Below are 10,208 nucleotides of genomic sequence, written 5' to 3'. Positions count from 1 at the left end.
GCCCAGATCCGCGCCAATCACCCGCGCCAGGCCCGCAGCCGCTATGGCCGGGTCGAGCTGTCTTGCCGCATTCGCCTGGACAGCCGGCTGGAGGCCTGTCGCGTGGTCAGCGAAAGCCCCGCCGGTTTCGGCTTCGGCGCGGGCGGGCTGGCGGTGTCGAACTATTTCCGATTCCAGCCCGCGACCGAGAACGGGCGCCCCGTCGAGGGGCAGCCGGTGACGGTCGGCATCGACTTCGGCATTCCGCCTCGGCGTTGAACGACCTTCGTTGACAGGGCTTTCAGCGCGCCCCTCTATGGGCGGCTCACGGGGGATGTTCGATGATGCGAATGACGACGGCGACGGCGCTCGCCCTGGTTCTGGCCTGTGGCGCGGCGCCCGCCCTGGCCTTGGCTCCAGCCTCTCCGCCGACCGCCTCGTCCGTCCAGACTATCGACGGTCTGTTCCCTCTGCGGGTCGATCAGGACAGCGGGACTGTGAAGCTGGAACTGCCGGCCCCGGACGCCGATGGCGTCATGGCGCGGGTCATCCATTTCACCACCCTGCGGACCGGCGTCGGGTCGGCGGTCACCGGCCTGGACCGCGCTCAGATTGGGCCGACCCATATCCTGGTTTTCCGCAAGATCGGCGACCGCGTCGTCGCCGAATACGAGAACCCCGCCTATCGCGCGCCCAACGGCTCGGTCGATGAACAGGCGGCCGCTCGTGACGCCTTCTTGAGCTCGACCGTCTGGTCCGGCGCCATCGACAGCCGCACGTCGGACGGCGGTGTGGTGGTCGACATCGGCAAGTTCCTGACCTGGGACGCGACCGGCATCGCCGCCGCCCTGAAACAGGCGGGGCAGGGAACGTTCAAGCCGGTCGCGGATCTGAGCCTGGTCGACGCTTCGGCCGCCAGGGCCTTTCCCGAGAACCTCGAGCTGGAGGCGCGCCTGACCTTCTCTTCGGACGACGCGGGACGCGAGGTGTCGCGCATCGCCCCCGAATCCCGTCTGGTCACCTTCAACGTCCACCACAGCTTCGTGAAACTGCCGGACGACGGCTATCAGGCGCGGCCGTTTGATCCACGCACCGGGGCGATGAATCAGGTGGTGGCCGACTTCTCGGCGCCGCTGGCTGCGCCCATCGTTTCGCGTCTGGCCAGCCGCTTCCGACTGGAGAAGACCGATCCCAGCGCCGCGCGCTCGAGCGTGGTCAAGCCGATCGTATTCTATGTCGACCGCGCCGCGCCGGAGCCGATCCGTTCGGCCCTGGTCGAGGGCGCCCTGTGGTGGGCAGACGCCTTCGACAAGGCGGGCTTTATCGACGCCTTCCGCGTCGAGGTCCTGCCTGAGGGCGTGGATCCGATTGACGCCCGCTACAATGTCATCAACTGGGTCAACCGCGCGACACGCAGCTGGTCCTATGGCCAGAGCGTGGTCGATCCGCGCACCGGCGAGATCGTCAAGGGTTCGGTTCTGCTGGGTTCGTTGCGCGTCCGTCAGGACATGCTGATCTTCGAAGGCCTGGTCGGCGCAGACCGCACCGGCACGGGCGCCCAGGACGATCCCCAGCGCGTCGCCCTGGCCCGAATCCGTCAGCTGTCGGCGCACGAGGTCGGCCACGCCATCGGCCTGATGCACAATTTCGCGGCCTCGACCCAGGAGCGGGCCTCCGTGATGGACTATCCGGTGCCGGTGATCGGAATCGGGGAGGATCAGGCGTTGGACTTCACCCAGGCTTACGGCGTCGGCATGGGGGCGTGGGATGATTTCGCCATCGACTGGCTGTACGCGCCCGCCGACGCCGCGACCCTGGACGCCAAGGCGAGGGCAGGGGCCGCGCGGCTGCGCTTCGTCTCTGACGCTGATGCTCGCGTGCCGTCGATGGGCCAGCCCTGGGGCAGTCTGTGGGACAATGGCGCGGACCCGGTCGCAGAACTAAGCCATCTGATGCAGGTGCGGCGTATCGCCCTGGACCGGTTCGGCCTGCGCAATCTGCCGGCCGGATCCCCGGTCAATGATCTGCGACGCCGGCTGGTCCCGATCTATCTGTATCACCGCTACCAGGTGGACGCGGTGCTGAAGCTGGTTGGGGGGACCGACTACGGCTTCCCCATCGTCGGTGACGGGCGCGAGATGGCGACGCCAGTTCCGGCCGCGACCCAGTCGGCGGCGCTGGACGCCCTGATCGCCACCCTGGATCCGGCCGAGCTGGTCCTGCCCGTGCCGCTGCTGGACCTGCTGGCGCAGCAGCAGTCGGGCGACAGCGACATTCAGCACCAGATCGAAGTCTTCCCGGGCGAGACCGGGCGCGGATTCGACGCCGGGGCTGCGGCCGATGTGGCGGCCGAGGTCACCCTGTCGGGCCTGTTCGCGCCGGAACGTGTCAACCGGCTAGTCGAAGCGACCGCCCGCGATCCCCAGGCCCTGGGTTTGCCCGCCGTTCTGGATCGGACCACGACCGCCGTCTTCAAGCCCGCAGCAGGACGCTTGGCCGAACCGGCGCGTCGGGTTCAGGCCCGATATGTCCTGACCCTGGCCGGCCTGGCGCACGGCAAGGATCTGTCCGGCACCGCCGCCGCCCTGATCGACGCCGAACTGGAGACGATCGGCGCCCGCCTGCGGGGCTCGCGCGCCGCCGATCCGGTACAGCGCGCGCACGACCGCTGGCTGAGCGGCCTATTGACCGATCGCGATCGATTGGATCAAGTGTTGAGCGATCAACGTCACCCCGTCGCCGTCCCCCCGGGCAGCCCGATCGGCGACGTGGATTGCTGGTTGTGCGGGCCCCAGTCGCCGTCATTGCGCTCAGGCGTTGACGCGATGTGAATCATCTGTATAAGGGCGCCTTCCCGCGAAGGGCGCCACGCTCCTGGTTTGTTAACCGGAGCGTTTGTTGCGTCTGACTAACGCGTATCTGGAGAATTTCGTGGCCCGTATTGCTGGCGTCAACATCCCGACCAACAAGCGCGTTGAAATCGCGCTTCAGTACATCCATGGCATCGGCCCCGCCGCCGCCAAGGACATCACCGAAAAGGTCGGCATCGAGCCGGCTCGCCGGGTGAACCAGCTGACGGACGCCGAAGTCCTGTCGATCCGCGAAACGATCGACAAGGACCATACGGTCGAGGGCGATCTGCGTCGCGAGACGTCGATGAACATCAAGCGTCTGATGGACCTGGCCTGCTACCGCGGCCTGCGTCACCGCAAGGGCCTGCCGGTCCGTGGTCAGCGCACGCACACCAACGCCCGCACCCGCAAGGGCCCCGCCAAGCCGATCGCCGGCAAGAAGAAGTAAGACAGACACATGGCCAAGGAACCGGGTCGCGTAAAGAAGCGCGAGCGCAAGAACATCACCTCGGGCGTCGCCCACGTGAACGCCAGCTTCAACAACACCATGGTGACCATCACCGACGCGCAAGGAAACGCGATTTCCTGGTCGTCGGCCGGTCACATGGGCTTCAAGGGCTCGCGTAAGTCGACCCCGTATGCGGCCCAGATGGCCGCTGAAGACGCCGGCAAGAAGGCGCAGGAACACGGCGTGAAGACGCTGGAAGTGAACGTCTCGGGTCCGGGTTCCGGCCGTGAATCGGCCCTGCGCGCGCTGCAGTCGGTCGGTCTGACGATCACCACCATCCGCGACGTCACCCCGATGCCGCACAACGGTTGCCGTCCGCCCAAGCGTCGTCGCGTCTAAGCGACACCGCCTAAAGCACCCCCATCTCCGTCGGCTCCACCATGGCCTCGTCGACAAGGCCGGAGCCGACGAAACCCGTTCGAGGGACAAAATGATCGAAAGAAACTGGCAAGAGCTGATCCGTCCCGAGAAGCCGCAGATCGAGATCGGTTCCGACGCCCAGCGCAAGGCGCGCCTGGTGGCCGAACCTCTCGAACGTGGCTTCGGCGTGACGCTCGGCAACGCGCTCCGTCGCGTTCTGCTGTCCTCGCTGCAAGGCGCGGCTGTCACAGCCATCCAGATCGACGGCGTCGTTCATGAATTCTCGTCGCTGGAAGGCGTGCGGGAAGACGTGGTCGACATCGTCCTGAACATCAAGCAACTGGCGCTGCGCATGCACGCCGAAGGCCCCAAGCGCATGACCCTGCGCGCCACGGGCCCCGGCGCCGTGACGGCCGGCCAGATCGACGTGCCGGCGGACATCGAGGTTCTGAACCCCGATCACGTCATCTGCACCCTGGACGACGGCGCGTCGGTCCGCATGGAACTGACCGTCCAGAACGGCAAGGGCTACGTCGCCGCCGAGCTGAACCGTCCGGAAGATGCGCCGATCGGCCTGATCTCCGTCGACGCCCTGTATTCGCCGGTCAAGCGCGTCGCCTATCGCGTCGAGCCGACCCGTCAGGGCCAGTCGCTGGATTACGACAAGCTGCTGCTGGAAGTTGAAACCAATGGCGCCGTCTCGCCGGTTGACGCCGTGGCCTATGCCGCGCGCATCCTGCAAGACCAGCTGCAGATCTTCATCACCTTCGAAGAGCCCAAGAAGGCTGTCGAGCAGTCGGACGGCAAGCCCGACCTGCCCTTCAACCCGGCCCTGCTGAAGAAGGTGGACGAGCTGGAGCTGTCGGTCCGTTCGGCCAACTGCCTGAAGAACGACAACATCGTCTACATCGGCGACCTGATCCAGAAGACCGAGGGCGAAATGCTTCGCACCCCGAACTTCGGCCGCAAGTCGCTGAACGAGATCAAGGAAGTTCTCGCGACGATGGGCCTTTCGCTCGGCATGGACGTGCCGAACTGGCCGCCCGAAAACATCGAAGATCTGGCCAAGAAGTTCGACGACCAGATCTAAGTTCAACCCTCCGCCCGTCTCCCTCGGGAGAATGCCGGGGCGGTTAGAAGATTACGGTTCCAGGTCCCTGTTGGGATACCGGTTCCGGAGTAGGAGAGACCCAGATGCGCCACGGCGCCGCCCATCGTAAACTCGGTCGCACGACCAGCCACCGCACCGCCATGTTCGCGAACATGGCCGCCTCGCTGATCAAGCACGAGCAAATCACCACGACCCTGCCCAAGGCCAAGGAACTGCGTCCCTTCGTCGAGAAGCTGGTCACCCTGGCCAAGAAGGGCGATCTGCACGCGCGTCGTCAGGCCATCAGCCAGGTCCGTGACGTGCCGCAGGTCGGCAAGCTGTTCGAAACGCTCGGCCCGCGCTACGCCGAACGCAACGGCGGCTATATCCGCATCATGAAGGCCGGCTTCCGTCACGGCGACAACGCCCCGATGGCCGTGATCGAGTTCGTCGATCGCGACGTCGAAGCCAAGGGCAAGGACTCCGGTCCGGTCCTGGTCTTCGAAGGTGACGACGAGGCTTAAGCCTTTCGTCTCTAACGAGACTGATGTTCGAAAGGGCGGCCGGAGCGATCCGGCCGCCCTTTTGCTTTGACCGGACATGGGGCAAGAGGCGCGGATGTCCATCGCCATCGTCGAATACCGCCCCGACCACGCCGCCGCCTGGGCCCGGCTGAATGAAGCCTGGCTGGCCGAGGGCGGGTTTGTCATCGAGGCCAAGGATCGGCGGTCTATCGACGATCCGCACGGGGTCTTCATCGCCGGAGGCGGCCGAATCTTCATCGCCGAACGGGACGGGGAGGCGGTCGGCTGCTGCGCCCTGATCCGGATTCCCGACGGCTTCGAGGTGTCGAAGATGACGGTGACGCCCGCTGCGCGCGGCCTGGGCCTGGCGCGGCGTCTGCTGGAGGCCTGCGAGGCGGCGGCGCGCCAGGCGCAGGCGACGCATCTGTACCTGGAGACCAACAGCGCCCTGACGCCGGCCATCGCCCTGTACGAGAGCTTCGGCTTCGTCCACCTGCCGCCCCGCCCGACCCCCTACGCCCGCGCCGATGTCTTCATGGAGAAGCGGCTCTAGCCGGTGAAGGCCTCGCCCAGGGCCAGGATCCATATGAGCAGAACGCACAGGCCGTAGACCATCTTGTCCAGGCGGGTGCGTTTGGGCGGGCGCGGCGGCGGGTCCAACTGAGGCATGGGCCGGGTTGGAGCCGATTTCCTTGGAGCCCGAAATCGATTAAGCGGGCAGGGGTCTGTGAGGGGAAGTCACATGAAGCCCGCCGCGCCGCCCCCTTTGAACGCCCTGCGCACCTTCGAGGCCTTCGCCCGGCACGGCAGCATGACCCGCGCCGCCGCAGAGCTTTGCGTCACCCATGGCGCGGTCAGCCGCCAGATCGCGGCTCTGCAGACCTCGCTGGGCGTCGTGCTGGTGTCCGGCCCGCGTCACGCCTTGGTCCTGACCGAGGCGGGCGCGCAACTGGCCGAGCGGCTGACCCCGGCCTTCGGCGCCATAGCCGACGCGGTTCAGACGACCCGTCACGGCGCGGCGCGCGAGATCGAGATATCCTGCCTGGGCACCTTCGCGCTGAAATGGCTGATCCCGCGCCTGCCGGGGTTTCTGGAGGCCCATCCCGAGGTGCGGGTCCGAATCTCCGAATCCTACCAGCCGGTCGATTATCGTCGCGACCGGTTCGACGGCGCCATCCGCATCGTCGAGCCGGATCAGGCGCATCCGCGCGCGGAGGTCACGCATTTCATGCTGCAGTATCAGGGGCCGGTCGGGGCGCCGGAGGTGATGGCGCGCCTGCCGACGCTTGCGGCCGTGGCCGGCGCCCCGCGCCTGCGCTCGGCCACCTTCCGTCGGGCCTGGCCGGCCTGGGCCGAGCTGGTGGGGCTGGACCTGCCTGCGGCCGCAGTGGAGCGCGAATTCGCCCATAATCATTCGATGGTCGAGGCCGCCGTGTCCGGCATGGGCGTGGCCATCGCGCCCTGGGCCTTCGTGGCGCCGGACGTCGTCGCGGGTCGGCTGTCGGCGCCCTTCGGCTTCGTCGAACGTCCGTCCTGGTTCGCCTTCCTGCGTCCCGAGGGGCGCCGGGACGCGGCCGTGGACGCCTTCCGCGACTGGCTGACGACGGAGGGCGCGCTCAGCCCTCCGCCGCCTATTCCTTCGACAGATCCTGGCGCTGGAACCAGGCGATAGAGGCCGCGACCGGCACGACGCACCACAGGACCAGGCTGACGATCGCCTTCATGACCACGCCTTCGGGCAGAGGCATCGGGGTGGGCGAGACCGCAGCCTTCAGGGTGTCATAGGCCAGGCCGGGCATCAGCAGCTGCGCCGCCCAGTCGGCGGGGGTCCAGCCGATCAGCGGCATCAGCGGCCCGCCCAGGATGGACTGGGCGAAGCCCAGGGCCCAGGGCACGAACAGGGCCGCCAGCAGCGAACGGCTGACCACCGCGGCCAGAAGGGCGATGAGGCCGTACTGGACGATGCGGATATAGGACAGCAGCCAGGTCAGAAGGAACTGGCCCAGATCGAAGTCGGACAGGTCGAAGTTCATCGGCCGCCCGGCGACCACGGCCTGGGAGATGAAGAAGATGAAGGCGGCGATCAGCATGGCCAGCATGGCGATCATGGCCAAGGCCTTCATCACCCCGATCTTGCCCAGCAGGAGCCAGGGCCGGCCGTTGCGGGCGCTGATCAGACGCCAGGTCTCCCAGCGGTAGTCGCCGGCGTAGACGCTGGCCGCCGCCAGAAGCATGAAGACCAGCAGCACGCCGTTGGCGCCGTTGCCGGCCGCAAAGCCGAAGGCTTCGGCCAGATTGACCGGCTGGTTGCCCAACTCGGCCGGCAGATTGGCCTTGGCCGCTAGGGCGTCGCCCTTGGTCTTGGCCATGATCAGATAGGCCAGGCCGCCGAAGACGAACAGCAAGGGCGTCAGCAGGACGCTGCAGAAGACCGCAGTGCGATTGCGCGAGACGCGATAGGCCTCGGATTTCAGCGCATCAACCAGCATGATCGGTCCCCTTCACAGGCGTGCCCTGCACCCCGGTCCAGCCGGTCTCGCTCATGAAGACGTCCTCCAGGTCGGCGCCGATCCAGCGGGCCTCCTCGATCTCGACCCCGGCCTCGACCAGGGCGCGGATCGTGGCCGCCGCCTCGGCGCGGGGCACGGCGGCGATCAGGGCGTCGCCGTCCAGGGTCGCTCGCTCGCCCAGCACGCCCATGGCCTTGGCCAGGGGCGTGACGGACAGGCGCAGGCGCTCGCCCGAGGCGGTCAGGTCCGAGACCCGGCCCTCGGTGATCACCTTGCCCTTGTTGAAGATGGCGACCCGGTCGCAGACGCGCTGAACTTCCTGCAACTGGTGGCTGGCCAAGATGACGGTGACGCCGTCGTTGTCGGCCAGGCTGCGGATCAGGGCCCGCATCTCCTGGATGCCGGGCGGATCCATGCCGCTGGTGGGTTCATCCAGGATGACGAGATCCGGCTTGGTCATCAGAGCGGCGGCGACGCCCAAGCGTTGCAGCATCCCGACCGAAAAGCCTTTTACGCGCCGGTTGGCCGCCTCGGTCAGGCCTACGCGTTGCAGCCAGTTGTCGATCTCGGCCGATGTCACGCCGCCATGCGCGAGGGCCAGCCATTCCAGCACCTGGCGCGCCGTCATGAAGGGAGGAAAGCGCGGGGTCTCGATCATCGACCCCATGCGGCGCGTCGCCGCAGGATCGCCGATCCGTCCGCCCATGACCGTGGCCTCGCCCTCGGTCGGGCGGATCAGGCCCAGCAGGGTGCGGAACAGGGTCGACTTGCCGGCGCCGTTGGGGCCGAGGATGCCATAGACCCCGCCGCGCGGGATCGACAGGGTCAGGCCGTCCAGGGCCTTCACCGTCCCATAGGTCTTGGTCAGGCCGCGGATTTCGATGACGGTTTCCATAAGGCGAGCTTGGCGTGCGAACGCGGTTCCCACAAGCCGTCGCGCGGCTGTCGCCCATTAAGTTTAGGCAATGGTTCCGTGTCGCTTCCGAGTTCGCCCATGTCTCGCTTCATTACGTCCGCCCTGGCGCTCGCCGCCGCACTGGCGGTTGCGTCCTGCGCCGCCGCCCCGGCCTCGACCGCACCGGTCGCGCAATCCCCGGTCGTTTCGACCCTTGCGACTCGGACTGACCTTCCCGATCTGGTGATTCTGATTTCCATCGACGGTTTCCGTCCCGACTGTCTGGGCCAGGGCGCGACCCCGGTCCTGGACGGGCTTGTCGCCGGGGGCGCCTTCGGGCCGATGCGTCCGTCCTTTCCCAGCGTGACCTTCCCCAACCACTACACGCTGGTCACGGGCCTGCATCCGGACCACCACGGCGTCGTCGCCAACCGTTTCACCGACGCCGACCTGGGCGTATTCACCATGGCCAGCAAGGAGAGCGGCTTCTGGGACCAGGCCGAACCGATCTGGGTCACGGCCGAGAAGGCGGGCGTCCGCACCGGGACCATGTTCTGGCCGGGGTCCGAGGTCGAGATCGACGGCGTACGGCCCAGCCGCTGGGCGCCCTTTGACCAGTCGATGTCGGGCGACGCCCGCGTGGACCGGGTCCTGTCCTGGCTGGACCTGCCGGCTGACGAACGGCCGAAGTTCGAGACCCTCTATTTCGACATCGTCGACACCGCCGGTCACCACCATGGGCCGGATGCGGTCGAGACCCGCGCCGCCGTCGCCTCGGTGGACGCCTCCATCGGCCGGCTGGTCGAGGGGCTGAAGGCGCGGAACCTGTATGACCGCGCCCTGCTGGTCCTTGTGTCCGACCACGGCATGGCCGCCACCTCGCCCGACCGGGTGGTGTGGATCGACGACATCATCGACCCGGCCTTGCTTCAGATCGGTTACGGCGGGGCGGTCCTGACCGCCGACCCTGCGCCGGGTCGCGCGGCCGAGGTGCAGCAGAAGCTGGTCGGGCGTCATCCGCACATGGAATGCTGGAACAAGGCCGACGTCCCCGCCCGCCTGGTCTATGGCTCCAATCCGCGCGTGGCCCAGATCGTCTGCCTGGTCGAGACCGGCTGGCTGACGGCCACACGCAACCGGCCTGTCACACGGCCCGGCGGCGCCCACGGTTATGACAATCAGGCGCCCGAGATGCAGGCCCTGTTCATCGCCCACGGCCCCGGCGTCATCCCGGGCCGCCGCCTGACCGACCTCGACAGCGTCGATGTCCAGCCTTTCCTGGCCCGGATGCTGGGCGTCGCCGTCCCTCAGGGCGACGGTCGGGCCGAGGACACTCTGCCGATCACCACGCAGTAGAACGCCGGCTCCGCGCCCCAGACCCTCTCCCGCTTGCAGGAGAGACCATCCCCGGCGCCCGCGCAGCGGACCAGGGTCGGAGAGGGAAGTGTTCTTCCAGAAGCCAGCAAGGGTCATCATCACTGCCGGAGTCG

The 10,208-nt window shown here is 67.6% G+C and carries 11 protein-coding genes; 9 read left to right on the top strand and 2 right to left on the bottom strand.

The annotated features are described in order from the left end of the window. From Q7J26_RS00070 to Q7J26_RS00035, 8 genes are all read left to right on the top strand, one after another. Nucleotides 1–258: energy transducer TonB (locus tag Q7J26_RS00070; RefSeq protein WP_304934496.1), on the top strand; the 258-nt coding region annotated here is incomplete at its 5' end. Nucleotides 259–320: 62 nt separating this feature from the next. Then, nucleotides 321–2,810: a zinc-dependent metalloprotease gene (locus tag Q7J26_RS00065; protein WP_304934495.1), complete on the top strand. Its 2,490-nt coding sequence runs from the start codon at nucleotides 321–323 to the stop codon at nucleotides 2,808–2,810. A 100-nt stretch (nucleotides 2,811–2,910) separates the two neighbouring features. Then, nucleotides 2,911–3,279, top strand: coding sequence for a 30S ribosomal protein S13 (gene rpsM, locus Q7J26_RS00060; protein ID WP_026108555.1), 369 nt, complete (start codon nucleotides 2,911–2,913; stop codon nucleotides 3,277–3,279). 9 nt (nucleotides 3,280–3,288) lie between these two features. Continuing rightward, complete coding sequence (gene rpsK, locus Q7J26_RS00055) at nucleotides 3,289–3,678, top strand: 30S ribosomal protein S11 (RefSeq protein WP_008264180.1); 390 nt, start codon at nucleotides 3,289–3,291, stop codon at nucleotides 3,676–3,678. Between the two features lie 91 nt (nucleotides 3,679–3,769). Further along, entirely contained in the window at nucleotides 3,770–4,789 is a 1,020-nt protein-coding gene (locus tag Q7J26_RS00050) for a DNA-directed RNA polymerase subunit alpha (RefSeq protein WP_304934494.1), read from the top strand. Between the two features lie 104 nt (nucleotides 4,790–4,893). Further along, a complete protein-coding gene (gene rplQ / locus Q7J26_RS00045) occupies nucleotides 4,894–5,313 on the top strand; it encodes a 50S ribosomal protein L17 (RefSeq protein ID WP_201100503.1) in 420 nt (139 codons plus the stop codon). Between the two features lie 94 nt (nucleotides 5,314–5,407). Beyond that, nucleotides 5,408–5,866: a GNAT family N-acetyltransferase gene (locus Q7J26_RS00040; protein WP_304934493.1), complete on the top strand. Its 459-nt coding sequence runs from the start codon at nucleotides 5,408–5,410 to the stop codon at nucleotides 5,864–5,866. A gap of 189 nt (nucleotides 5,867–6,055) precedes the next feature. Further along, a complete protein-coding gene (locus Q7J26_RS00035; RefSeq protein ID WP_304934492.1) occupies nucleotides 6,056–6,985 on the top strand; it encodes a LysR substrate-binding domain-containing protein in 930 nt (309 codons plus the stop codon). On the opposite strand, the gene Q7J26_RS00030 is transcribed toward Q7J26_RS00035, so the two are convergent. Together Q7J26_RS00030 and Q7J26_RS00025 are read right to left on the bottom strand one after the other, a co-directional pair. Further along, a complete protein-coding gene (locus Q7J26_RS00030; protein WP_304934491.1) occupies nucleotides 6,945–7,802 on the bottom strand; it encodes an ABC transporter permease subunit in 858 nt (285 codons plus the stop codon). The genes Q7J26_RS00035 and Q7J26_RS00030 overlap by 41 nt on opposite strands. After that, on the bottom strand, nucleotides 7,792–8,718 hold the full coding sequence (locus Q7J26_RS00025) for an ABC transporter ATP-binding protein (RefSeq protein WP_304934490.1): 927 nt from the start codon (nucleotides 8,716–8,718) through the stop codon (nucleotides 7,792–7,794). Before Q7J26_RS00025 ends, Q7J26_RS00030 begins: the two co-directional genes overlap by 11 nt. A 99-nt stretch (nucleotides 8,719–8,817) precedes the next feature. Between Q7J26_RS00025 and Q7J26_RS00020 the strand changes: the two genes are divergently transcribed. Beyond that, nucleotides 8,818–10,074, top strand: coding sequence for an ectonucleotide pyrophosphatase/phosphodiesterase (locus Q7J26_RS00020; RefSeq protein ID WP_304934489.1), 1,257 nt, complete (start codon nucleotides 8,818–8,820; stop codon nucleotides 10,072–10,074). Nucleotides 10,075–10,208: the final 134 nt, after the last annotated feature.

It is taken from the genome of Brevundimonas sp. (assembly GCF_030656255.1).
In the GTDB taxonomy this organism is placed as follows: Bacteria; Pseudomonadota; Alphaproteobacteria; order Caulobacterales; family Caulobacteraceae; genus Brevundimonas.
This window is presented reverse-complemented; position numbering and strand designations above follow the sequence as displayed.